This is a genomic window from Pontibacter russatus, assembly GCF_009931655.1.
Lineage (GTDB): Bacteria > Bacteroidota > Bacteroidia > Cytophagales > Hymenobacteraceae > Pontibacter > Pontibacter russatus.
The window spans coordinates 3920260-3944104 of record NZ_CP047984.1 but is presented as its reverse complement, the minus strand read 5'-3'; the positions used below and the strand labels follow the sequence as shown (position 1 = coordinate 3944104).

Sequence of the window (23845 nt, the reverse complement as noted above, 5' to 3'; positions counted from 1 at the left end):
GTAGCTGTATCATGGTTGCCGCAGTATAGCCTGTAAATGCATATCGGGATAATCTTCCACCGGGGAGTTTCCTTCTCTACTCTAATACAGGCCGCTGCTCCCTCACCAGTGCTGTTAAGCTATGGTAAAGTCTTCGCTTAGATACTGAGGCTAAGCGCTAAAATTTCAACAGGTACAGGTTCTTGCAAAAGAAGTACTGCCATTCCGCCAACTTCAGAAGCATGTTCGAGTAACCGTACTTCCGCTTGGAGCTATGCCTGATAAAATTCGAAAAAGCTTTTATTCTATCAACAAGCCCCAGATCCTCAAACCCGTTAATCCTGACCTGCTCTTTAAAGAAAGACATGTTCAGCTCGCTGATCAGTAACAGATGATAATATAAGTAGGCGTCCAGTTGCTGCTTATACTCCGGACTTAGGAGGCCGTTGTCGGAGAGAAAATCATATATCCTGCACCGCAGATCATACCTGTTCTGGAATATCTGGAGCAGCTTTGCCGCGTCTGCTGTCCTCGAAACGGACTCCTGGCGCGCATACACAAGCGTATGCATCTGGTGGTTTACGCTTACCGAAGCTCCATGCTTCAGCAACCTGAACAACAAGTCATACTCCTGCGACGAGCTGAGGGCAGCATTCCAGCCGTTAACCGCTAACAACATCTGCCTCTTCCAGAGGAGAGCGCTTGTTACCCCAAGCGTAGAGTTGATTACACCCAGCCACGGATCATCTTCTGCTGCTATTTCTTTTTGGTATGGGGTATTTTTTCTAACCCCGACCCTGGTGTAATCACCTACCACAACATCCGTGTCGGAAGTTACAGCAACTTGCAGCTGCGACTCGACTTTTTCTGGCAGCAACTCATCATCGGCATCTAAGAACTGTACCCAATCACCATTGGCTTTATACAGGCCGTGGTTGCGTGCGGCACAGGCCCCCTTACTCTTCTCAGAATAAACGCGTATTACGCCAGGGTGCTCTCTCTCCAGGTCCTGTAGGATGGTGTAAGTAGTATCTGTCGAGTTATTGTCTACGAGAAGCAGCTCGATGTTCGGGTAAGTCTGGTGCAGCACACTGGTGACGGCCCTGTGGATAAATGCCTCGCAATTATAACAGGGAATAATTACTGAAACCAAAAGTGTACTGCTGTCCTGCACGTTCATCATCATCTAAAGTTGTTACTCCCTTCCATATATGAAGGTGTACTTTACGCAAAAATATATAATTAAATTAACTTAAATGTGCGTCTCCCGATTCCCCCTGTCCGTTCAGCCCCGCATCGTGAACGAATATCTGCCATTTTTCTGCCACGCCAGGGTCAGGCCACCTGTTTTACCCTGGCGCTCCTCCATTCCCTGAGTTGGCCTGAAAGTTCCTTGCGCATCAGCAGAAAAACGATGCCCCCATATGCAAGTGACAGCGCCATGACGCAGAGAATGTAGTGCGCACCCGCCACAAAAAGCGCATATGTAAGCACGAACGATACCGTACTGGCGATAAAAGGGACTTTCATGTGCGCAAGGAGGTCTCCAAAAGATATGTCAACTACCTTTTTCAGATAGTATTGTATCAAAATCACCTCCAACACCTTGTATATCACACAAGCCCACGATGCCCCTACAATGCCATATTTATATATACCTATAACAATAAGCGGGGCATACAGGAAGGCAGCTTTAAAAAACTGAAGCTTTAGTTCCAACCTTGGCCGCCCCTGTCCGCGCAAGAGCGAAGAGTGTCCACTCACGAGCATATGGATCATAACAGAAAGGGCCAGTATCTTCATAGGAAGGATAGACTCCTGCCATTTACTGCCGAAGAGGTTAAGAATCAGCGGTTCTCCCAGTACAATCAGCAGTACCATGGCCGGGTATATAACCAGGCTGTTGTAGGTCACCACTTTCAGGTAATATTTCTTCAGCAGCGCCGGGTCGTCCTGGTGCTGGCCATATACCGGGTACATTACCTTGTTCATCATAACCGTGAACTGGTTCCTGAAGGTATCGGTCAGCACAAAAGCGAAGGTATAGACACCCAGTGCGCTGGCACTGAGCAGCTTCCCGATCAGCAGGTAATCCAGGTTGGTCAACAGGTTATTGAGGACGCTTGTGCCGGTGGTGTATATCCCGAACCCGAAAACATCGTTGAAGGCCTGCTTCTCCCACACCAGCTTTGGCACCCACTTCGTCGCCCTGAAATAGAGCGGCATGGCGATAACGAAGGTCGCTACCGAGTTAAACACCAGTGACCAGACCCCGGCACCCAGGAACGCGAGCATGAGGGCAACGGCACCGGCAAATATTGTAGAGGCATTACCGATAAAGGCCAGCTTCTTAAAATCCATCTGCTTGGTGAGTTGGGCCCTGTGCACCAAGTTCACCGGACTCGACAGCACTCCGATGCTTAGGACCGGGATCAGGCTTGAGAGAAGCGGCTCATTGTAAAACTGGGCCGCCAGGGGAGCCACCACAAAAGCAATGATCAGGAATATGCCCACCGACCATACCACACCTGTCCAGAAGGCTGTGTGGAAATGTGCATCCCTTAACTCTTCGTCTTTGCGCTGCACAAGGGCTGCCCCGATGCCCAATTCATTGAAAACCTGCACAAAGCTTGTGAACACGGTGGCCATCCCCACCAGCCCGAACTGCTCGGGGAAAAGCAGCTTTGCCAGAACCAGTTTTATTACGAAGGAAAAAGTTTTATTTACAACCAGTTGCAGCACGTTCCAGAATACGCCACTAACTATTTTGCCTCTAGTATCTTTAAGTTGCATCCGATTCAAACGATTGAAGATAATCCTGTTAAGTTGCTGCGATTCGGATAGGGCATGCTTCTATCCCCCTACCGGAACCACACCGCACCGCCCTGGATTTCGCATTGGCTTTTAATCGGCCGGCTATCCGAAGAAGTTATAAATCCCTCACCGTACCGGCTCTTGCTTAAGCTTCAACTTTCCTGCTACGGTTCTTGCTGGCTGATGCTGTCTCTTTGTATCCATAACCATAACCGTAACCGGCTTCAACCTTGGCGCCGTTCACTACAATCATCGCATGCTTGAACTTCTGGTTCTTGTATATGTCATCAATGATTTTTATCTGCTTCTTGTAAGTATAATTGTTTCTAACCACATATATGCTCGAGTTGATGTACGGTGCCAGCGCAAGCGCATCCGCCACCTGCCCAACAGGGGCGGTATCGATGATGATGTGGTCAAACACCTCCTTTAACTCGTCAATCATCTTTCCTACCTTTGGCAGCAGCATTAGTTCAGAGGGGTTAAGCGGTACTGGGCCCGATCCTACCACGAACAGGTCCGGTAAGGTGCCGGACGGACACACGATGTCTTCCACGTTCACATCATCAGCCATCAGGTAATTGGTGATGCCTTCCTCGTTCGGCAGATTCAGACTCTGCAGCAACGCTGGCTTTCGCAGGTCGAAGCTGAGAACTACTACGCGCTTGCCTGTCAACACGAGGCTGGCTCCCAGGTTCAGGCTGAAGAATGTTTTGCCCTCGCCGCTCATGCTTGAGGTGACGAGAATCACTTTGTTCTCCTTGCCGATGAACGCGAACTGAAGATTTGCCCGGATCTGCCGGAATTGCTCTGCCACAGTTGTTCTGCTATCCTGTGTCACCACAAGCGGGTAGCGGGCCTTCTTGTAGGTAACCTCCCCAAGAATTGGGGCGGTTGTCGCCACTTCCACATCCCGGAGGCCCTGTATCTTGTCATTCAGCGCGTCCTTCAGGTAGATACCGGCAAACGGCAGGCCCAGGCCCAGCAATACAGCCAGCACATATATGAGGTTCGTTTTAGGCAGCACTGGCTCTTCCTCAGCGGTGGCAGCATCAATCACCCTGGAGTTAGAGACGTTGGCTACCAGCGACAGCGCCGACTCCTCCCGCTTCTGCAGCAGGTAGAGGTACAGTTCCTGCTTGGTGCCCTGCTGCCGGTTTATCTCCAGCAGATCGCGTTCAATGGAAGGCACTTCCTGCACCCTCGTCTCGAACTGCGCGTAGTTTGCCTGCAGTTGATCCCGGGTGATGATAAGGCTGTTCTTGATGTTCCGCAGGTTCTCAAGGATGTTGGTGCGCAGGTTTGTAAGTTGGTCTGTCATCCCCTGCACGATGGGGTTGCTGGGCTGCGTTGTCCTCAGCATCCGCTGGCGCTCCAGTTGCAGCTCATTAAATTTACCTATCAGGCCCAGGAGCGTGGGGTCCTGTATGTTCAGGGTGCTTGGCACCAGCTCGTTCTCGGTCTCTCTGTTGCTCAGGTATCTTTCTATCGATTCGAGCACATCAATCTGGATGCTCCAGTCTGTGAGCTGCTGGTTATAATCACTGGCCTTCTCCATGTACATCTTCGCCTGCGAGCCGATGTCTGTCACCTCATTCTTGCGCTTGTACTGCTCCACATTCTTCTCCACGTCCGTCAGTTCGGCGGTGAGCAACTTGAGGCGCTCATCTATAAAATCGATGGCATTGGCGGCGATCAGGTTCTTTTCTTCGTCATCCTCAACATTATACATCTCAATCAGCTTGTTCACGATGTCCTTTCCTTTCTGGGGCACAGGGTCGATCAGGGCGATGCGGATAACGTTGGCGTCTTTGTTAACGGGGGCAATGTCGAGCCTGTCGCTGTATGAGATGGCCATCTCCCGCATATCGTTGAATTTCACCAGGATGTCCTTTGGTGAATCGGGTGTGATGGCCCCAGCCGCCATGACAACGGTGAATGTGCCGTACGGCTTCTTTATCTCCTGCCCGAACTTATGCGAGCTTTTGCTCCCATCTTCCTCTATCAAATCAAACTGGCTGTTGTCCCGGATGTGCATGGTCACCGTTTTGCCGTAGGCGCTGTCGTTCATCTGGCCTACCAGTACCTTCGCCGGCAGGTCCTCCCCGTATATCTCCACGAGCTTTACCTCATCCTCCACAAAGTAGCTGGTGTATAGCTCCAGGTCTTCGAGCGTGCGCTGCATCAGGCTTTTCGCCTTCAGCACCACAATCTCGTTCTCTACTTTTTTGTTAGGTTGGAGAATATCGGCACCAGTGAGGCCCGACAAGTCAAACGAGGCGCGCCCGCTCTCGTCGTCTTTCAGCAACAGCGTGCTGCTGACATAGTATTGGGGTGTGGCGTGAAGCAGGTACACGTATGCACCGCCAACACACAACAATATAGCAGCCAAAAACAGGTACCAGTACTTCAGATACCTGGATAAGATACTTTTTAAATCGATTTGCTCTGACTCGAAAGTAGATATGTCTCTTTTATCCATGCCCACAGAATTTAAAATAGCCTTGATATTACAAGAGTGATTACAGACGTAGCTGCCAGCAGGTAAGTCAGAATCCTGGTGTTGGTGGTAGCCTGCGCCTCTTTGGTTTTATTTGGCTCAACATATATGACGTCGTTCTGCCGCAGGTAAAAGTTCGGAGAGTTGAGCACTTCCTTTGAGTTCAGATTAATTCTGGACAGGGTTCTGACGCCCTCCTCTTCCCGTATCAGCAGCACGTTGCTGCGCATGCCGTAGGGTGTCATGTCCCCGGCCAGGCCAAGCGCCTCCAGTATATTTATTTTCTCGGAGGGGATGGTAAACGTGCTGGGGTTCTTCACCTCGCCAATTACCGTCACCCGGAAGTTCAGGAACCGTATGTTAACGGAGGGGTCCAGCACCAATTTGCTCAGTTCCCTGTTCAGCTTTTCCTTTGCCTCCGGTTTTGTCATCCCGCCCAGCTTTATCCTCCCCAGCACCGGGAAGTCTATATAACCGTTCTGGTCCACCAGGTAACCGGCGTTCACGGCGTTCACCTCGTAAGTCGTGGCTCCGCCCGCAGTTTGCGCTACGGACCTGCCACCGCCTGCATTGTTAAACAGCATGTTGGACTCTGGGTTCGAGCTGCTTACGGTAATGCCCAATATATCATCCGCCTGGATGGTGGGCTCAATGGAGTTCGTGATTTTCTCTTTGTAGACTCTCTGCTCTGGTATGTCACTGAAATAGGCTAAATCCCTCTTGCTGCAAGAAAATAGTGTGAATAGGGTGAGAAGGTAGAATAAATTCTTTTTCATGGTTAAGTTTAGAAGCAATGTATTGTTGTTAACTGTGTTCCCATAGTTTTCCGTATATAGAAGGTGTTTATTAAATCAAGAAATGCCTCGAGATAACCAATCTTACGGAATACATCCAAAAAAGTATATATGCAATATTAAATAAGGGTAAAGAAAAACCAATGGGATGTTTATGAATCTGAAAGGTAACTGTTTATAATTTATAAACCTTTAAAATAATTGCGGACCAAGACTTCCTGCTAAGGCCGCAAGAGCCAAAATCCGGCCAAATTCCCGGACCGTTTGGTGTGACAGGCGGGCACAAACAGTGCAAACGGCGGCCGGTGTAATGCCCCTTACGACATAAGGAAGGTAGTCGTTGCATTTCCCCTGAAAGTATCCTCCATCTGCTGTTACTGACCTGGCACAGGCAAGCCGGGGCGGTTTATCGCTGCTCCTAAGAGTGCTGTACGCCTGTGCCTGCGGACGATGACAGCAGTAGCAGCCTATATACCAGGCTTTGTTTTCTTACCTTTATGGGCAAGGGGCTGCCTGTAGCCGCTCCGATAAACGCATTCCGCTCACAGATGAAAAGTTTAGATCCGCAACAGACGCAGGCATCTGTGTTATATGCCCTCATGGCAGGCGTTGTCGCGCCCCGCCCCATCGCCTTTGCCAGCACCGTTGATGAGGAGGGAAACGTGAACCTCAGCCCCTTCAGCTTTTTCAACCTGTTCAGTTCCAAACCACCCATGCTGGTTTTCTCCCCCCTGAGCCGCATGCGCGACAACAGCAGCAAGCACACGCTCCAAAACATACAGGCCACAAAGGAGGTCGTCATCAACATCGGCAACTACGGCTTGGTCGAGCAGATGTCGCTGGCCAGCACAGAATACGACAGGGGCATAAATGAGTTTCTAAAATCCGGCCTTACTCCTGTAAAGTCGGAGCGGGTGAAGCCGCCCCGGGTAAAGGAGGCGCCCGCCGCCTTCGAGTGCAAAGTAAGGGACGTAATTACGCTGGGCGAAGAGGGCGGCGCGGGCCACCTGGTGCTCTGCGAGGTGCTGCTGCTGCACATCAGCGAGGATATTCTGGACGAGCAGGGCAGGGTGGATCCCTACAAACTGGACGCCGTGGCCCGCATGGGAGGCGATTATTACCTGCGCGCCACAAAGGAAAACATTTTCGAGCTGCCCAAACCGCTCCGCAGCAAGGGCATGGGCGTAGACCAGCTCCCGGAATTTATCCGCAACAGCAGCCTGCTTACCGGCAACAACCTGGGCCGCCTCGGCAACACCGAAAAAATGCCCTCCCCGGAAGAAGTAGCCGCTTTCAAATCGAATCCACTCGTGGCATACATCCTGACAAAGCACCGCGACAACCCCGACATACAACGGGGTGAGTTGGAAAAACTGGGCAAGAAACTGCTGGATGACAACCAGGTGCAGGACGCCTGGAAGGTACTGCTGCTAAGTAACCATATATAGAACCTGCCAGGCTATATATGGCTGTGCGAGCATCGCGCTTATCTGCCTGCCATATACCTTAAGTTTTCTTCTGCCATCGCCGACTGACCCTTTACCAGTTAATTACAACGAAATAGTACATAGGCATATAAACAGCAGCACCCGCCGTGGCGGGTGCTGCAAAAAGTCTAACGTCTTATGTCCTGCGTCCGTTTAATTCCTCACCGCAATCATCAGCCCCAGCTCTTTGTAACGCATCCCGAACCTTTTGGCGATATGGCCATTGGTGAGGCTGCCTTTGTATATATAGACGCCGCTGCGGTAATGCTCGTTTGTGAACAGCACCTCGTTGATGCCCCCGTACTTGGAGAACTCTGAAAAGATAGGCGTGAAAATGTTGCTGAGCGCCTGCGAAGCCGTGCGCGGCACCCGCGACGGGATATTGGGCACGCAGTAATGGATGATGTCGTACTTGCGGTAGACGGGGCGCGAGTGGGAGGTCACCTCTGATGTCTCGAAACAGCCTCCCTGGTCGATGCACACATCGATGATGATGGACCCGGGGCTCATCTGGGAGATGATGCTCTCCTCCACCATGCACGTAATCTGCCCCTCCTCGGCCACCAGCGCACCAATCACCACATCGGCCTGCTTTATCTCGTGGTACAGCACCGCCTTGTCTAGCGTGGAGGTAAACAGCTGTGTGCCCACGTTCTGCTTCAGGCGGCGCAGTTTATATATATGGTTGTCGAACACCTTCACCTCGGCGCCCAGGCCAAAGGCGGCGCGCGCGGCGTGCTCTGCCACCGTACCGGCACCCAGTATCACCACTTTGCTTGGGGGCACCCCTGTTATACCGCCCAGTATGACGCCCTTGCCATCGCTGCTGCTGCTCAGGTACTCCGCCGCCACCAGCATCACGGTGCTGCCCGCGATCTCGCTCATGGCGCGCACCACCGGCTTGGCACCAGACTTGTCGCGGATCAGTTCAAACGAAATGGCGTTGATTTTCTTCCGGAGCAGCGCGTTGATATAGTCTGCGGTCAGGTTACCGAACTGCAGGGCAGAGATCAGTGTTTGCCCCGGCCGCAGGTACTCTATCTCGTCGTAGGTGGGCGGCGCAATTTTCAGGATGATGCTTGCCTCGTACACTTCCAGCGTGGAGTATACGATTCTGGCGCCTGCCTCGGAGTATTCGTGGTCGGAGTATTTGGAGGGGCTGCCCGCCCCCGCCTCCAGCAGTATGCGGTGCCCATGGTCGGTGAGCTGCTTTACCGCGTCAGGCGTCAGCCCGATGCGGTTCTCCTGGAACGAAGACTCCTTGGGGATGCCGATAAACAAGCTGCGGCGCCTCTCTTCCACGGCCAGCATCGACTCCTTCGGGTAAAGGGCGCGGCTTGTCGCCAACTTCGCCAGATCCACGGCTAACTTCTCCGTCATACTATACTTTGTTTAGGGTCATGGTGCGCACCTCGCCATCAAGAGCAGGTTGCAGCTTCACGAGCAGGTAATGCTCCGGCAACAAATGGGGTATCATCGAGGGCCACTCAATTAGGCACAGCCTGCCCGACTCAAAGTATTCGGTCGCGCCGATGCCGAGCGCCTCCCGTTCCTCATTTATCCTATAAAAATCAAAATGGTAAATTAGTTTCCCGGCGGCGGCTTCGTACTCGTTCACCAGCGCAAAGGTAGGGCTGCTCACGTTCTCCTGTACACCCAGCTGCAGACAAATCTCCTTTATCAGAGTAGTCTTGCCAGCGCCCATCGGCCCCTCAAACAGGATGATGGTTTCCTGCCCGGCCTCCGCTATAAGCACAGAAGCCGCCGCCGGCACATCAGCCAACGACGACATCTGAAAAACTACGCTATGCGTTCCGGTGTTATCCATTTTTAGGCGAAAGCGTGACAAACGGTATAATAACCTCCTCCAGCGACACGCCCCCATGCTGGAAAGTATCCTTGTAGAAGTTCACGTAGTAGTTGTAGTTGTTCGGGTAGGCGAAGAAGTAGTCTTCTATCGCAAACACAAACGTAGTGGAAACGTTGGCCTTTGGCAAGAAAAATCGCTCAGGCTTGCGCACCGTGAACACGTCTTTGTCGGTATAGCCCAGGTTTTTGCCGTGTTTGTAGCGCAGGTTGGTGTTGGTGTTGCGGTCGCCGATGATCTTGAAGGGGCGCTTTACCCGGATGGTGCCGTGGTCGGTGGTGATGACGAGGCGGCCTTTTTTCTCAGATATCAGCTTCAGCGTCTCGAAGAGCGGCGAGTGCAGGAACCAGGACCGGGTGATGGAGCGGTAAGCCGACTCGTCGGGGGCCAGTTCGCGCACCATGTTGCTGTCGGTGCGGGCGTGCGAGAGCATGTCCACGAAGTTGTAGACGATCACGTTCAGCTTGTTGTTGTCGAGGTTGCTGAACTTGGAGAGCAGGTCCTTTCCGGCGGCCGGGTTGGTGATCTTGTGGTAGCTGTGCTTCTCCGTCATGCGGTTCTGCTGCATCTGTATATCCAGGAAATCGGACTCGTGCAGGTTCTTGCCCTCCTCCTCGTCGTCGCCCACCCACATGTTCGGGTATTTCTTGGCGATTTCGGTGGGCAGCATGCCCGAGAAGATGGCGTTGCGGGCATAGGCGGTGGTGGTAGGCAGAATGGAATAGAACATCTCCTCTTGGTCCACCGAAAAGTAATCTGATATAAGCGGCTCCAGCACCTTCCACTGGTCGTAGCGCAGGTTGTCGATCAGCAGGAAGTATACCGGCCGGTCTGATTCCTTCATCAGCGGGAACACGCGCTCCCGGAAGAGCTGGTGCGACATGAGCGGGGCGTCGTCCGAGTCCTGGTTTATCCAGTCCTCGTAGTTCTCCATGATGAACTTGGCGAAGTTGGAGTTGGCCTCGTCCTTCTGCATGTTGATGACATCGGCCATGCTCTTGTTCTCCGTCTCGTCGATCTCCAGTTCCCAGTACACCAGCTTTTTATATATATCCGCCCACTCCTGCGGGCTCAGGCGCTCGCCAAAGGCCATGCCCAGCTGCCGGAAGTCGCGCTGGTAGCTCATGTTCGTCTTCTCCGACACCAGCCGCTTGTTGTCCAGCACCTTTTTCACCGAGAGCAGGATCTGGTTCGGGTTCAGCGGCTTGATGAGGTAATCGGTGATGCGCGAGCCGATGGCCTCCTCCATGATGTGCTCCTCCTCGCTCTTGGTGATCATGATCACCGGCACCATCGGCCGTATGTTCTTCAGCTCCGTCAGGGTCTCGAGGCCACTGATGCCGGGCATGTTCTCGTCCAGAAACACCAGGTCGAAGGTGCGCTCCTGAAACACCTCAATGGCGTCGGTGCCGCTGTTCACCGGGGTGATGTTGTAGCCGCGTTCCTCCAGGAACAGAATGTGCGGCTTGAGCAAGTCGATCTCATCATCGGCCCATAAAATATCGTATCTTTGCATAGCATTATGTAATAGATTGTTATATGGCTTAATTGTTAAATGGTCATAATCCGGATTTGCGAAAAGGCATCAGCCATACTTTAAAGTACGGTATATGCTTTAATTAAGGCGTGGCAAAAGGCAAATTCAAATCAGCAATAGATATAGAACAATCAACAATCCAGCCACTTAACAATCAACCCTTAAAATAGGTGAACAAAAAAAAGATACTCAACGACCCCGTCTACGGCTTCATCACCGTGCCCTCCGACCTTATCTTCGACATCATCAACCACCCCTACTTCCAGCGCCTGCGCCGCATCAAGCAGCTGGGGCTCACGGAGATGGTGTACCCGGGGGCGCTCCACACGCGTTTTCACCACGCGCTGGGCGCCATGCACCTGATGGACACGGCCCTGCACACGCTGAAAAGCAAAAATAACGAAATAAACGAGAAAGAATTCGAGGCCTCGCTGATTGCCATCCTGCTGCACGACATCGGCCACGGCCCCTTCTCGCACGCCCTGGAGACGGCCATCTTCAAAAACGTACACCACGAGGACCTCTCGCTGCACATCATGCACATGCTCAATGAGGCGTTCGGCGGCAGACTGGGCCTGGCCATATCCATCTTCACCGACACCTACGAGCGCCGTTTCTTTCACCAGCTAGTGTCGAGCCAGCTGGACGTGGACCGCCTCGACTACCTGAACCGCGACAGCTTTTACACCGGCGTATATGAGGGCAAAATTGGCGCAGACCGTATTATCAAAATGCTGGACGTGGCCAACGACCAGCTGGTGGTGGAGGAGAAAGCCATCTACAGCATCGAGAATTTTCTGGTGAGCCGCCGCCTGATGTACTGGCAGGTGTATCTGCACAAAACCGTGATCAGCGCTGAGAACATGGTGCTGCGCGCGGTGCAGCGGGCGCGGGAGCTGCTGCAGCAGGGCGTGGAGGTGCCCGCCAGCCCCTGCCTCCGCTTCTTCCTGGCCTCCGACCTCACCATGTATGACTTTGAGCGCGACGGCACCATCCTGGAGCGTTTCGTGAGCCTGGACGACCACGATATATGGGGCGGCATCAAACTGTGGGCCGCGCACCCCGACAAGGTGCTGTCCTTCCTGGCAAACAGCATCCTGAACCGGAGGCTCTTCAAAGTGATTATATCCAGCAAGCCTATTGAACAGGATATGCTGCTGGGCATCAGCGAACTGGTGCAGGAGCGGTTCGGGGTAAGCGAGGAGGAAGTGAAGTACCTGATGATATCCGGCAAAATTGGCAACAACGCCTATGACGTGGAGGGCCAGACGATAAACATGCTCACCAAAACAGGCTATGTGGTGGATGTGGCCGAGGCCTCGGACCTGCCCAGCATCCGGGCCCTGAGCACAAAGGTGGAGAAATTTTACGTGTGTTACCCGAAAGAGGTGGCCGCGCTGTAGATCGGCAGCCTGAATCATATACGTCTTTATATATATACCCCGCTTATATACGCTGGCCCTTAATTGGGCCTTAGCTGTTGCTGCATACCAGCTGATCCATTACATAAAATTTACTGCCCCTGCCTTTGCAACCATATATGGCTAACGGTGGTCTTCCTGCCGGAGCGGTGGAGTTTTTTGTTAAGTTTGCACCCCCAAGGCGTTCGCCTTTTAAGTTTTTGCCCTAATTTTACAAAATGGAATTTACTGTTCAACAGATAGCCGACCTGCTGCAGGGCACGATAGAAGGAGACAACACCGCAAAGGTCAGCACCTTAGCCAAAATAGAGGAGGCCCAGCCGGGGGCGCTTGCTTTCCTGTCGAACCCCAAGTACGAGCCTTTCCTGTATTCCACCCACGCCAGCGCCGTGATCGTTTCGGATAAGCTGGAAGTGAAGAAATCTGTTCGTGCCGCGCTTATCCGTGTTACCGACCCCTACTCCAGCTTCTCTACGCTGCTGCAGTATTACCAGACGGCGCTCATCGCCTCCAAAACAGGGGTGGAGCAGCCTTGCTATATGGGCGAGGGCAGCCAGATAGGCGAGAACCACTACCGCGGCGCCTTCTCCTATATAGGCCATAACTGTAAAATAGGCCGGAACGTGCGTATTTTCCCGCAGGTATATATAGGCGATAACGTGCAGGTAGGCGACAACACCACGCTCTTTGCCGGAGTGAAGCTATATGCCAACACCGTGGTGGGCAGCAACTGCACCATCCACGCCGGCGCTGTGCTGGGCAGCGACGGCTTCGGCTTTGCCCCGCAGCCCGACGGCACCTACCAGGCCATTCCACAGATCGGCAACGTGGTGCTGGAAGATGATATATCCATTGGCGCCAACACCACCATCGACTGCGCCACGATGGGCTCCACGTTCATCCGCAAGGGCACCAAAATAGACAACCTCGTGCAGATAGCCCACAACGTGGAAATCGGCCGCAATACCGTTATCGCCTCGCAGGCTGGCATCTCCGGCTCCACCAAAATCGGCAACAACTGCGTGATAGCGGGTCAGGTGGGCATCGTCGGCCATATAGCCATTGCCGATAAAACAACCGTGGGGGCGCAGTCGGGCGTTTCCAAATCCGTGAAAGAGACGGGCACCATCATCCAGGGCTCCCCGGCCTTCGACTACAAGCAGAACCTGCGCGCCATGACGGTGTTCCGCAAACTCCCTGAGCTGCAGCGCGAACTCGACCTCCTGAAAGGGAAAAGCGACAGGTAAGCGGCGAGCCTCTTGGCAACGCTACTTTCAAAATAAAAAGTGGCAATAGCTTATATAAAATCTTAAGTTTGCAACGGCAAAGGGGATAACAGCTCCTTCCCTGCTTTTTACTGACGGCAGCACTTGGGCTGCCGCTCTTGTTATTCTGAGGCAGGCACTTAACACGACTAAGATACGTGCATGAACGATAAACAGCATACCATTCAGGCCCCGGTCACCGTATCGGGCATTGGGTTGCACACAGGCGTAGTGTCAAACATGACTTTCAGGCCTGCCCCCGTAAACCACGGCTTCAAGTTCCAGCGCATCGACTTGCCCGGCCAGCCGGTTGTGGCCGCCGACGCAGACTTCGTGGTGGACTTGTCGCGGGGAACCACCATTGAGCAGAACGGCGCGCGCGTGAACACCGTGGAGCATACCCTTGCCGCGCTGGTGGGCCTGCAGCTCGACAACGTGCTGATAGAGCTGGACGGCCCGGAGCCCCCCATCATGGACGGCTCCTCCATTGAGTTTGTGAAAGCGCTGCAGCAAGCCGGGATGCAGGAGCAGAACGCGCTGCGCAATTACTTCGAGATCACCTCCGGCATCACCTACAAAGACGAGAGCCGCGGGGTGGAGATTGTGGCCCTGCCGCTGGACGATTATCGCCTCACGGCCATGGTAGACTACAACTCGCCGGTGCTGGGCAGCCAACACGCGTCCATCACCAATATGGATCAGTTTGCGGGCGAGATAGCCCCGTGCCGTACTTTCGTGTTCCTGCACGAGCTGGAGGCACTGTACAAGCAGAACCTGATCAAGGGCGGCGACCTGGACAATGCCATCGTGATTGTAGACCGCGTGGTGAAGGACGAGGAACTGTCCTACCTGTCGGATCTGCTCAAGAAGCCGAAGGTGCAGGTGAAGAAGGAGGGCGTGCTGAACAACACCGACCTGCGCTTCAAGAACGAGCCCGCCCGCCACAAGCTCCTCGACTTGATGGGCGACCTGGCCCTGATCGGCCGACCGATAAAAGGCCAGATTCTGGCGGCGCGCCCGGGCCATGCCGCCAACATCGCCTTCGCCAAAAAAGTGAAGAAGATGATACGGGAGGCCAGCATCAAGAGCGTGCCGACCTACGATCCGAAGAAAAAGCCGGTGATGGACATCAACCAGATCGCGGCCACGCTGCCCCACCGCTACCCTTTCCTGCTGATCGATAAAATCATCCATTTAGACGAAACGACCGTCACCGGCGTTAAGAACATAACCCTGAACGAACCGTTCTTTCAGGGGCACTTTCCGGGCAACCCGGTGCTGCCCGGCGTGATTCAGATAGAGGCCATGGCCCAGACGGGCGGTATCCTGGTGCTGAGCACTGTGGATAACCCGGAGGATTACTGGCCCTACTTCCTGGGGATTGACAAATGCCGCTTCAAGCGCAAGGTTATCCCGGGCGATACAATCATCTTTAAATGTGAGCTGCTGGCGCCCATAAAGCGCGGCATTGCCAAAATGAGCGGTCAGGCCTTTGTGGCGGGCCAACTGGTGATGGAAGCTGAAATGTCGGCAAGCATAGTAAAAAAAGACGCATGAACCAGCCATTAGCATACATCCACCCAGAAGCTAAGATCGCGCATAACGTTGTTGTGGAGCCTTTTTCCACGATTTACAAGAACGTGGAGATTGGAGAGGGCACCTGGATCGGGCCCAACGTGACCATCATGGAGGGCGCCCGCATCGGCAAGAACTGCAAGATATTCCCCGGCGCGGTTATCTCCTCGGTACCCCAGGACCTGAAGTTCGCCGGCGAGGACACCACCGCCGTGCTCGGCGACAACACCGTTATCCGGGAGTGCGTGACCATCAGCCGCGGCACCATCGACAAGATGAAGACCGTGGTGGGCAGCAACTGCCTCGTGATGTCGTACGCCCACATCGCGCACGACTGCATCATCGGCAACAACTGCATACTGGTGAACGCCGTGCAATTGGGCGGCCACGTGGAGATGGGCGATTACGCCATCATCGGCGGTTCCAGCGCCGCCCACCAGTTCGTAAAAATCGGGGCGCACGCCATGGTGTCCGGCGGGTCGCTTATCCGAAAGGACGTGCCGCCGTATGTGAAGGCCGCGCGCGAGCCGCTTACGTACGCTGGCATCAACTCCATCGGCCTGCGCCGCAGGGGCTTCACCAGCGAGCAGATAAACGACATCCAGCACGTGTACCGCCTCCTGTTTATGAGCGGCATGAACTATACCGAGGCCCTGGACAAAATTGAGCTGGAACTGGCGCCAAGCAACGAACGCGACGAGATACTGAACTTTGTGCGCAACTCCGGCCGCGGCATCATCAAGAGCTATTTCGCCAAAGATGCAAATTAGCCTAAGTAATTTAGGTAAACGCTATAATTACGAGTGGATTTTCCGCAACCTGACCTACACCTTTGAGGCAGGCACCTCTTATGCCATCCTGGGGCATAACGGGTCCGGGAAATCCACACTGCTCACCACCATTGCCGGGCATAACCTGCACAGCGAGGGCGAGCTTATATATAAAGCGGGCGGCAGGGCCATCGAACCGGACCACGTGTACCGCCACCTCTCGCTCACGGCCCCCTATCTGGAGCTGGTCGAGGAATTCACCCTGCTGGAGCTCATTGACTTTCACACCCGCTTCAAGCCGCTGCGCCACGCCCTCTCCCACGCTGACCTGGTAGACCGCATGGGCCTGCAGAAGTCCCGCAACAAGTTTGTGAAGGATTTCTCCTCCGGCATGAAGCAGCGCCTGAAACTGGGCCTGGCCATATACTCCGACACAACGCTGCTGCTGCTCGACGAGCCCACCACCAACCTGGACCAGGAAGGCGTGGCCTGGTATCAGGAGCACGTGGCGCAGAACCAGGAGAACCGCCTCATTATCGTGGGCTCCAACATCCAGCACGAGTACAGCTTCTGCCAGCAGCGCCTGCTCATTACAGACTATCACCCGCCAGCCAGAAAGTAGACGGTTGCTGATTGTTAGTTGTAGATTGATAAATTACTGATTGATGATTGCTAAATTGCTCCATGGATAAATTGTTAGAAGGAGTGATCTAGCCATTCAATCATATAGCCATCAAACAGTTCCGCTATTTGACAATCAACAACCAGCAATCAACAACCAAAAACTACCAATTTTCGCGGAGGCTGCCTAACTTTGTACTATACACGTAACGCATACCATGGGAAGAGCATTTGAATTCAGAAAGGCCCGGAAGTTTAAACGTTGGGACAAAATGTCGAAGGCGTTCACGCGCCTCGGCAAAGAGATAGCGATGGCGGTGAAGGAGAGCGGCCCGAGCCCCGACACCAACTCCCGCCTGCGTACGGCCATCCAGAACGCCAAAGGCGTGAACATGCCGAAAGACCGCATTGAGGCGGCCATCAAAAGAGCGTCGTCCAAGGAAGAGAAAGACTATGAAGAGGTGGTATATGAGGGCTATGCCCCGCACGGCATTGCGGTAGTGGTAGAGTGCGCCACCGACAACCTGAACCGCACCGTTGCCAATGTGCGCATGCATTTCTCCAAAGGCCACGGCACGCTGGGCAAAACCGGCTCGCTGGATTTCTTGTTTGAGCGCAAGGGTATCTTTAAGATTCCGGCGGAGGGCGTTAACCTGGAGGAACTGGAACTGGAGTTGATTGACTTCGGAGCGGAGGAGATATATGAGCACGAGGGCGAAATCATCATCGAGACGCCTTTCACGGAGTTCGGCAACATGCAGAAAGGACTGGAGGAGAAAGGCCTGGAGGTCATCAGCGCCGATGTGCAGCGCATCCCCACCACCAGAACCGAGCTGACGGAGGAGCAGGAAGAGGAAGTGATGAACCTGATCGAGCGTTTTGAGGAAGACGACGACGTGCAGGCGGTTTACCACAACATGCAGTAGTCCCGCAGGCTACCGACAACTTGCGGCATATATGGCTGCCCGGTGCTCAGGCTAGGGCAGCCATTTTTTTTAAGCTTTCACTCACCTGGCATACCCAAATAAAACATGCCGGATTCACTGATCGCCTGCTATGCTCCTATCCTTCCTTTTTGTACTTGGTTTTGTCCTGTTGATAAAAGGGGCTGGGGTGCTGGTGACAGGTGCCACGAACATTGCCAGGCGATTCGGCACCTCCGACATGGTGGTGGGGCTGACAATCGTCTCCCTCGGCACGTCCATGCCCGAACTTATCGTTAGTGTGCTCTCAAGCGTACAGGGGCAGCCGGAACTGGCCATCGGCAATGTCTTCGGCAGCAATGTAGCCAACCTGCTGCTCATCCTCGGGGTTAGCGCCATCATCTGCCCGCTGCCCATCCGCAAAGCCACCATTCTGAATGAACTCCCCTTTTCCCTGATCGCGACGCTGTTGGTGGGTTTTCTGGCCAACGCCACCCTCCTGCATAACCGTGAGGAGTTATATATAAGCCGCCTGGACGGGGGGATACTGCTTTTCTTTTTCGTGCTGTTCATGGCTTATATATACCATGTCGCCAAAACAAACAAAGAGGAGGTGCTGGCGCATACAACGGAGCCCCCGGTAATATCCATCGGCAAGTCGGTGCTATTGATACTATTAGGAGTTCTTGGTTTATTTCTGGGCGGGAAGTGGGTGGTGGATGGCGCTGTATATATGGCGCAGTCGCTAGGGTTGAGCGAATCGTTCATCGGACTCACGGTAGTCGCCATCGGCACCTCGCTGCCGGAGCTTGTTACCTCTGCCACGGCTGCTTACCGGCGCAACATCGACATTGCGGTGGGTAACGTGGTTGGCTCCAATATCTTTAATCTGCTGCTCATTCTGGGAGTCAGTGCCCTCATCAGCCCGCTGCCTTTTAACGTGATGAGCAATTCGGACATTGTGATGATGATAGTTGCGAGCACCCTGCTCATCCTTGTCATGCCGATCGGCCGGAAAAACACGATTGACCGCCAGAACGGTGTCGCCTTCCTGCTTGTCTACATGGGTTATATCGCCTACCTGGTGATGAGAGGATAAGTTTAATTCCGGATTACGAGTTCTGAATTAAGAATTTTTGATAAAGCCCATATTTACCCTTTAGTGGTTCATGTGTTCGTATAGCTGCGGAATTGCTGTATATCAAACCCATACTTTTTCCCCAATTCGGAATTCGTAACTCGTAATCGATTTAAGGCGGCCGAGCCGCTCTAAGTCAATAGTTCCAGGGATAAAGGTCTGGCTCTTTGCCACTGCTCGTTTTCATGCGGAGCGGATGCACCGCCTCCGTCTCATCGAAATAGAGGAACGCGTCGTACCGCTCCGGAATAACGGTGGGCACGTAGTTGCCGAAAGCCTCGAACTTGGGGTCATATACCACCCCGATGGCCCGGTGACCAATGCGCCGATGCAGTTCCGGCGCATCGCGCAGGTCTCTGGAAAGGATGATTTTGTCGTCGGTGCCCATGCGGTGCAGCATCTCTTCCCAGCTGCCCTTTACAGCGGGCGGCACGTCCATCTTCTGCATAGGCGCCCCCCACGATTTGCCAGCAATAACGGTTCCCTGGTAAGTGCCGCAACCGACCAGCTTCACACGCGCCCGCCCGTATTTCTCGCGGGCCAGCTGGCCGATGTTGTGCATGCCGTCGTCGGCCATGTCGGTGTAGCGGGCATCCCCGATGTGGGTGTTGTGCTCCCACACGATCGCCTTCGACTCCGGCCCGTGAAACTCCAGCAGCCGGTCCAGGGTCTCCATCATATGGCTGTCGCGCACGTTCCAGGAGCTGCCCCCGCCCCGCACCATGGCCCGGTAGTATTTCTCTGCGTTCACGGCCACCAGCGCATTCTGCTTCGTGTTGAAATCGTTTTCCGGGTCATCGCTATAGGTGCGCTGCGACTGCACCCGCTGCAGCATCTCAATTACCTCCTTCTCGCAATCGGTGGGCACAAAAGCAGTGGCCTGGGCATATACCTGCGGGTCGCGGTTAAAAGGTTCGAAACAGTTGACGGCGGTGCGGGCAGCCTCGGCGGCTTTCCCGTCGTTTCTTTCGAGGTAGCTCAGTATCTGGTCCAGCGACTCCCAAAGGCTGTACACATCCAGCCCATAGAAGCCGGCTTTCTCCGGCACATTCTTCAGGTGGTTGAAGTCGCGCAGCCACTCCACCAGCGCCGCCACCTCCCAGTTTGCCCACATCCAGGTGGGCCAGCGCTTGTACACCTGCAGCACATCCGCAATCCTGTTACCGGCGTTCTGGTAGCCCTTCACGAGGCGGTTCACCGCATAGCACTCGGGCCAGTCGCCCTCCACCGCAATAAAGTTGAAGCCTTTGTCTTGGATAAGCCTTTTAGAGATGGCCGTGCGCCAGGTATAATACTCCGAGGTGCCATGCGATGCCTCCCCCAGCATCACCACCCGGGCGTCGCCGATCTCCTCCAGCAACACGTCCAGGTCCCTCTCCTTCGTAAGCCGGGTGTAGTTAAAGTGTCTGTTTTCCATAGTAGTATCCGCTAGTTTTGCGCTGGGGCTGTGTTACGCAATTTGCTGTATTGTACTTTTAATGTGCACTTTATGTTCCATAAAAAAAGCCCCGCTCTGCTCCGTTAGAGCAAAGCGGGACTACAGCCTATCTAAGACAGGCTCTATATGAATTTGGCTTACGACTGGTTTTCTTTCGCAAACACGCGGCGCAGCAGTTCGGTGGTGCGGGCAAAAGGGTTCTCGCGGATGTTGGCTTCTTCCTGCGCCACCAGCACAAAAAGACCGTCAATGGCTTTCTGCGTGGCGTAGTCGTCCAGGTCCGGGTTCACCTTCTGCGTCAGCGGAATCTTGTTGTACTGGTTCACGATGTCGGTGTAGTAGCGGGTGGCGTTTGTTTTCTCCAGCGACTTGACCATCACCGGGTTAAAGGCCTCATAGAGCTGCTGCGAGGTGGTGCGCTTCAGGTACTGCGTGGCCGCGTCCTTGTCGCCGCGCAGAATAGCCCAGGCATCCGCGATGGTCAGTTGCTTGATCGCGCTCACGAAAATCGGCACGGCGCTCTGGGCGGCGTCTTCGGCACCACGGTTCAGCGTCAGGATAAATTTATCGACCTCGTTGCCGAGCCCCACCTTCCGCAATGTGTTCTCCACGCGCTGCACATCCTCCGGGAAAGGAATGCGGATAAGGGAGTTGCCATAGTAGCCGTCTGTCTGGGAAGCCTGGGAAGCGCCGTTCCGGATGCCCACCTCCAGCGCCTGCTTCAGGCCGGAGGCCACCTCGTCGCGGGTAAGGGGGGCGCCGGTGGCGGTGCCGGCCAGCACCTCATCCATAGTGCGTTGCACCTCGGCCACGGTGCAGGCAGAGGCGGCAAGGGTGAGGGCGACAAAAGAAGTGTAAAGTAATTTTTTCATATCAGCGGAACATCTTTAGCTTGAAGCAGTTTTTCAAACCTACGCATAAATCAGACCAAAATAAACATGAAAGCCGTTACCGCCGAAATCATCACCATCGGAGACGAGATCCTCTTCGGCCAGATCGTGGACACCAACTCTGCCTGGCTGGGCACAGAATTAACGAAGATCGGCGTCCGGGTGAAGCAGATCACCTCCGTTTCCGACAGCGCCGACCACATTGTGCAGGCCCTGGATGCCGCCCGCACCAGAGCGGACATTATGCTGCTAACGGGCGGCCTCGGCCCCACCAAAGACGACCTGACCAAGCACGTGCTGGCCGATTACTTCCAGACCACCCTCAAACTGCACGAACCCTCGCTGGCCGATGTGACGGAGATCTTCAAACACCGTGGCCGCGAGGTGATGGAGCTGAACCGGCAGCAGGCCTTTCTGCCGGAGGCCTGCACCCCCGTCCGGAATGTGCTGGGTACCGCGCCGGGCATGTGGTTTGAGCGGGAGGGGAAAGTGTTTGTCTCGATGCCGGGGGTGCCGTTTGAGATGAAGCGCATGATGACGGACACCGTGCTGCCGCAACTGAAAGCGTACTTCAAGACACCGCACATCATCCATAAGGTAGTGCAGACGGCAGGCATTGGCGAATCGACGCTGGCGGCCAGGCTGGAAGATTGGGAAAACGGCCTGCCGCCCCATCTAAAGCTGGCTTACCTGCCGCACCTGGGCGGCGTGCGCCTCCGCCTGACCGGTACGGGCGCTGAGGCGGCAGCGCTGGAGCAGGAACTGCGGACCGAGGTAGCGAAGCTGGCCCAGATCATCCCCGGTTATATATACGCCTATGGGGAGGTGAGCCTGGAAGAAGCCGTCGGACAGCTGCTGAAAGAGCGGAGCCTGACCATTGCCACCGCCGAGAGTTGCACGGGCGGTTACCTGGCGCACCTGATCACCAGCGTCAGCGGCAGTTCGGCCTATTACCAGGGCAGCGTAGTTGCGTACCACAATGAGGTGAAGACACGGGAACTTGGCGTGATGCCGGAAACCCTGCAGCAGCATGGCGCCGTGAGCGAGGCCACCGTGCGGGAGATGGCCGAGAATGTGCGGAAAAAGTTCGGCACCCACATCGGCGTGGCCACCAGCGGCATTGCCGGACCCGGCGGCGGCACGGCAGAGAAGCCCGTCGGCACCGTTTGGATTGCGTATGCCGACAAAGACAGGACCGTGGCAAAGCTACTCCACTTAAACAAGGACCGCCTGCTGAACATACAATACACCGCAATGGCAGTGCTGAACCTGGTGCGCCAAAGTTTGACGGCCGCCGTTGAGGAATAGGCTAAAATTCCTAACTTTGCTCAGGTTTTGGGGCGGGAGCATATAAAATAAGTGAACACTCACTTTATACAGCGGTCTAAAGCTGGAGTGCTTTGTCCGTTTTTTCCCCGCCCTGGAAGCGCTAACTGATTAACGAACAACAACATATATGGCACTTGTAGAAATGGTAATGCCCAGAATGGGCGAGAGTATCATGGAAGGGACCGTTCTAAAATGGCTCAAGCGCGTAGGCGACACCATTGAGCAGGACGAATCGGTGCTGGAGGTAGCCACAGACAAAGTAGACACCGAAGTGCCCGCCCTGGAGGGAGGCGTGCTGAAGGAGATACTCGTGAAGGAGGGCGACGTGGTGGCCGTGGGCGCGCCCATCGCCATCATCGCTACTGATAACAGCGAGGATACGGATGCTTCCGCCTCTCCTGCCGCCGAAACAACGCCATCCGCTACCGATGCCGCCCCCGCGCCAGCCGAAAGCACTGCACGCCCTGAACCTGTAGCCCGGCTGGATCAGCCTGCCACGGGCAGGTTCTACTCGCCGCTGGTGCTCAACATCGCCCGCGAAGAGGGCATTTCGATGCAGGAGCTGGAGTATATACCGGGTACCGGCCAGGAGGGGCGCGTGTCGAAGAAAGACATCCTGGCCTATGTAGAAAGCCGCGCTGAGGCACCTCAGCAGGCCACAGCGCCTGTGCAAAGCTCTCCTTCAATGCCAGCAGAGGCAGCGGCACCAGCGCCGCAACCTGCTCCTCAGCCAGCAGCTGTGAAGCCAGCGGCCTCGCATAGCGGCAACTCCGAAATCATCGAGATGGACCGCATGCGCCGGATGATTGCCGACCGCATGGTGGAGAGCAAGCGCGTGGCGCCGCACGTCACCTCGTTTGTGGAGGCCGATGTGACCAACCTTGTGAACTGGCGCAACAAGTGGAAAGACGAATATAAAAGGCGGGAGGGCGAGAGCCTGACTTTCACGCCGATTTTCATCGATGCCATCGCCAAAGCCATCAAGGATTTCCCGATGATAAACATTTCGGTGGACGGGGGCAACATCATCCGCCACAGGGACATCAACATTGGCATGGCCGTGGCCCTGCCAAGCGGCAACCTGATAGTGCCGAACATCAAAAACGCGGACCAGCTGAACCTGAACGGCCTGGCCAAGAAGGTGAACGACCTGGCGAACCGCGCCCGCACCAACAAACTGACGCCGGATGACCTGTCTGGCGGCACTTACACGGTTTCGAATGTGGGCTCGTTCGGCAACGTGATGGGCACACCCATCATCATGCAGCCGCAGGTGGCGATCATGGCGGTAGGCACCATCAAGAAAAAGCCCGCCGTGATTGAGACGCCGCAAGGTGATTTAATCGGCATACGCCACTTCATGTTCCTGTCGCACTCCTACGACCACCGCGTGGTGGACGGTTCGCTGGGCGGCATGTTCGTGCGCCGCGTGGCCGATTACCTCGAGAACTTCGACATGAGCCGGACGGTATAACCAGGATAATGATAAAGGTGTCT

The 23845-nt window shown here is 54.7% G+C and carries 19 protein-coding genes; 10 read left to right on the top strand and 9 right to left on the bottom strand.

Features of this window, described 5'->3' with window-relative positions:
- Window positions 1-157: 157 nt before the first annotated feature.
- The 4 genes from GSQ62_RS16425 to GSQ62_RS16410 all read right to left on the bottom strand — a co-directional run bounded on the left by GSQ62_RS16425 (window position 158) and on the right by GSQ62_RS16410 (window position 6069).
- Window positions 158-1165 carry a glycosyltransferase family 2 protein gene (locus tag GSQ62_RS16425; protein WP_161890517.1) on the bottom strand — a complete coding sequence of 336 codons (1008 nt, stop codon included), beginning with the start codon at window positions 1163-1165 and terminating at the stop codon, window positions 158-160.
- Window positions 1166-1314: 149 nt separating this feature from the next.
- Window positions 1315-2772: a lipopolysaccharide biosynthesis protein gene (locus GSQ62_RS16420; protein ID WP_161890516.1), complete on the bottom strand. Its 1458-nt coding sequence runs from the start codon at window positions 2770-2772 to the stop codon at window positions 1315-1317.
- Between the two features lie 166 nt (window positions 2773-2938).
- Entirely contained in the window at window positions 2939-5275 is a 2337-nt protein-coding gene (locus tag GSQ62_RS16415; RefSeq protein WP_161890515.1) for a GumC family protein, read from the bottom strand.
- Window positions 5276-5286: 11 nt separating this feature from the next.
- Window positions 5287-6069 (bottom strand): polysaccharide biosynthesis/export family protein, encoded by a 783-nt coding sequence (locus GSQ62_RS16410; RefSeq protein ID WP_161890514.1) that lies wholly within the window; start codon window positions 6067-6069, stop codon window positions 5287-5289.
- Between the two features lie 566 nt (window positions 6070-6635).
- Here GSQ62_RS16410 and GSQ62_RS16405 point away from each other — a divergent pair.
- Entirely contained in the window at window positions 6636-7535 is a 900-nt protein-coding gene (locus tag GSQ62_RS16405) for a flavin reductase family protein (protein WP_161890513.1), read from the top strand.
- Window positions 7536-7727: 192 nt separating this feature from the next.
- Here GSQ62_RS16405 and GSQ62_RS16400 read toward each other — a convergent pair whose 3' ends face one another.
- The 3 genes from GSQ62_RS16400 to porX are packed head-to-tail and all read right to left on the bottom strand — an operon-like array spanning window position 7728 to window position 10957.
- Window positions 7728-8954 (bottom strand): alanine dehydrogenase, encoded by a 1227-nt coding sequence (locus GSQ62_RS16400; RefSeq protein WP_161890512.1) that lies wholly within the window; start codon window positions 8952-8954, stop codon window positions 7728-7730.
- 1 nt (window position 8955) lies between these two features.
- The gene (gene tsaE, locus GSQ62_RS16395; RefSeq protein ID WP_237586706.1) at window positions 8956-9402 is read right to left on the bottom strand and encodes a tRNA (adenosine(37)-N6)-threonylcarbamoyltransferase complex ATPase subunit type 1 TsaE; all 447 of its coding nucleotides are present in this window, start codon (window positions 9400-9402) and stop codon (window positions 8956-8958) included.
- Window positions 9395-10957 carry a T9SS response regulator signal transducer PorX gene (gene porX / locus GSQ62_RS16390; RefSeq protein WP_161890511.1) on the bottom strand — a complete coding sequence of 521 codons (1563 nt, stop codon included), beginning with the start codon at window positions 10955-10957 and terminating at the stop codon, window positions 9395-9397. Before porX ends, tsaE begins: the two co-directional genes overlap by 8 nt.
- Before the next feature lie 191 nt (window positions 10958-11148).
- On the opposite strand from porX, the gene GSQ62_RS16385 reads away from it, so the two are divergent.
- The 7 genes from GSQ62_RS16385 (at window position 11149) to GSQ62_RS16355 (ending at window position 18652) form a co-directional block, all read left to right on the top strand.
- Complete coding sequence (locus GSQ62_RS16385) at window positions 11149-12381, top strand: HD domain-containing protein (protein WP_161890510.1); 1233 nt, start codon at window positions 11149-11151, stop codon at window positions 12379-12381.
- A 236-nt stretch (window positions 12382-12617) separates the two neighbouring features.
- Window positions 12618-13646, top strand: a complete 1029-nt coding sequence (gene lpxD, locus GSQ62_RS16380; RefSeq protein WP_161890509.1) for a UDP-3-O-(3-hydroxymyristoyl)glucosamine N-acyltransferase — start codon at window positions 12618-12620, stop codon at window positions 13644-13646.
- 180 nt (window positions 13647-13826) lie between these two features.
- Entirely contained in the window at window positions 13827-15221 is a 1395-nt protein-coding gene (locus GSQ62_RS16375) for a bifunctional UDP-3-O-[3-hydroxymyristoyl] N-acetylglucosamine deacetylase/3-hydroxyacyl-ACP dehydratase (RefSeq protein ID WP_161890508.1), read from the top strand.
- Complete coding sequence (lpxA, locus tag GSQ62_RS16370; protein WP_161890507.1) at window positions 15218-16009, top strand: acyl-ACP--UDP-N-acetylglucosamine O-acyltransferase; 792 nt, start codon at window positions 15218-15220, stop codon at window positions 16007-16009. The genes GSQ62_RS16375 and lpxA overlap by 4 nt, the downstream gene beginning before the upstream one ends.
- Window positions 15999-16631 carry an ABC transporter ATP-binding protein gene (locus GSQ62_RS16365; RefSeq protein ID WP_161890506.1) on the top strand — a complete coding sequence of 211 codons (633 nt, stop codon included), beginning with the start codon at window positions 15999-16001 and terminating at the stop codon, window positions 16629-16631. Before lpxA ends, GSQ62_RS16365 begins: the two co-directional genes overlap by 11 nt.
- Before the next feature lie 217 nt (window positions 16632-16848).
- Complete coding sequence (locus tag GSQ62_RS16360; protein WP_161890505.1) at window positions 16849-17556, top strand: YebC/PmpR family DNA-binding transcriptional regulator; 708 nt, start codon at window positions 16849-16851, stop codon at window positions 17554-17556.
- A 130-nt stretch (window positions 17557-17686) separates the two neighbouring features.
- Window positions 17687-18652: a calcium/sodium antiporter gene (locus tag GSQ62_RS16355; protein WP_161890504.1), complete on the top strand. Its 966-nt coding sequence runs from the start codon at window positions 17687-17689 to the stop codon at window positions 18650-18652.
- Between the two features lie 175 nt (window positions 18653-18827).
- Here the strand turns inward: GSQ62_RS16355 and GSQ62_RS16350 are convergent, their stop codons facing one another.
- Together GSQ62_RS16350 and GSQ62_RS16345 are read right to left on the bottom strand one after the other, a co-directional pair.
- A complete protein-coding gene (locus GSQ62_RS16350) occupies window positions 18828-20108 on the bottom strand; it encodes an erythromycin esterase family protein (RefSeq protein WP_161890503.1) in 1281 nt (426 codons plus the stop codon).
- 158 nt (window positions 20109-20266) lie between these two features.
- Window positions 20267-21001 carry a DUF4197 domain-containing protein gene (locus tag GSQ62_RS16345; protein WP_161890502.1) on the bottom strand — a complete coding sequence of 245 codons (735 nt, stop codon included), beginning with the start codon at window positions 20999-21001 and terminating at the stop codon, window positions 20267-20269.
- 66 nt (window positions 21002-21067) lie between these two features.
- Here GSQ62_RS16345 and GSQ62_RS16340 point away from each other — a divergent pair, with 66 nt between their 5' ends.
- Window positions 21068-22327 carry a competence/damage-inducible protein A gene (locus tag GSQ62_RS16340; protein ID WP_161890501.1) on the top strand — a complete coding sequence of 420 codons (1260 nt, stop codon included), beginning with the start codon at window positions 21068-21070 and terminating at the stop codon, window positions 22325-22327.
- A gap of 148 nt (window positions 22328-22475) precedes the next feature.
- Window positions 22476-23822: a dihydrolipoamide acetyltransferase family protein gene (locus GSQ62_RS16335; protein WP_161890500.1), complete on the top strand. Its 1347-nt coding sequence runs from the start codon at window positions 22476-22478 to the stop codon at window positions 23820-23822.
- The last annotated feature ends 23 nt before the right edge of the window (window positions 23823-23845 follow it).

Excerpts from the sequence above, each read along its gene's own strand:
- GSQ62_RS16340 (WP_161890501.1), top strand. The coding sequence starts at position 21,068 with ATGAAAGCCGTTACCGCCGAAATCATCACCATCGGAGACGAGATCCTC.
- porX (WP_161890511.1), bottom strand. The coding sequence starts at position 10,957 with ATGCAAAGATACGATATTTTATGGGCCGATGATGAGATCGACTTGCTC.
- GSQ62_RS16425 (WP_161890517.1), bottom strand. The coding sequence starts at position 1,165 with ATGATGATGAACGTGCAGGACAGCAGTACACTTTTGGTTTCAGTAATT.
- GSQ62_RS16360 (WP_161890505.1), top strand. The coding sequence starts at position 16,849 with ATGGGAAGAGCATTTGAATTCAGAAAGGCCCGGAAGTTTAAACGTTGG.
- GSQ62_RS16400 (WP_161890512.1), bottom strand. The coding sequence starts at position 8,954 with ATGACGGAGAAGTTAGCCGTGGATCTGGCGAAGTTGGCGACAAGCCGC.
- GSQ62_RS16415 (WP_161890515.1), bottom strand. The coding sequence starts at position 5,275 with ATGGATAAAAGAGACATATCTACTTTCGAGTCAGAGCAAATCGATTTA.
- tsaE (WP_237586706.1), bottom strand. The coding sequence starts at position 9,402 with ATGGATAACACCGGAACGCATAGCGTAGTTTTTCAGATGTCGTCGTTG.
- GSQ62_RS16420 (WP_161890516.1), bottom strand. The coding sequence starts at position 2,772 with ATGCAACTTAAAGATACTAGAGGCAAAATAGTTAGTGGCGTATTCTGG.
- GSQ62_RS16375 (WP_161890508.1), top strand. The coding sequence starts at position 13,827 with ATGAACGATAAACAGCATACCATTCAGGCCCCGGTCACCGTATCGGGC.
- GSQ62_RS16405 (WP_161890513.1), top strand. The coding sequence starts at position 6,636 with ATGAAAAGTTTAGATCCGCAACAGACGCAGGCATCTGTGTTATATGCC.
- lpxA (WP_161890507.1), top strand. The coding sequence starts at position 15,218 with ATGAACCAGCCATTAGCATACATCCACCCAGAAGCTAAGATCGCGCAT.
- GSQ62_RS16345 (WP_161890502.1), bottom strand. The coding sequence starts at position 21,001 with ATGAAAAAATTACTTTACACTTCTTTTGTCGCCCTCACCCTTGCCGCC.
- GSQ62_RS16350 (WP_161890503.1), bottom strand. The coding sequence starts at position 20,108 with ATGGAAAACAGACACTTTAACTACACCCGGCTTACGAAGGAGAGGGAC.
- GSQ62_RS16365 (WP_161890506.1), top strand. The coding sequence starts at position 15,999 with ATGCAAATTAGCCTAAGTAATTTAGGTAAACGCTATAATTACGAGTGG.
- lpxD (WP_161890509.1), top strand. The coding sequence starts at position 12,618 with ATGGAATTTACTGTTCAACAGATAGCCGACCTGCTGCAGGGCACGATA.
- GSQ62_RS16410 (WP_161890514.1), bottom strand. The coding sequence starts at position 6,069 with ATGAAAAAGAATTTATTCTACCTTCTCACCCTATTCACACTATTTTCT.
- GSQ62_RS16335 (WP_161890500.1), top strand. The coding sequence starts at position 22,476 with ATGGCACTTGTAGAAATGGTAATGCCCAGAATGGGCGAGAGTATCATG.
- GSQ62_RS16355 (WP_161890504.1), top strand. The coding sequence starts at position 17,687 with ATGCTCCTATCCTTCCTTTTTGTACTTGGTTTTGTCCTGTTGATAAAA.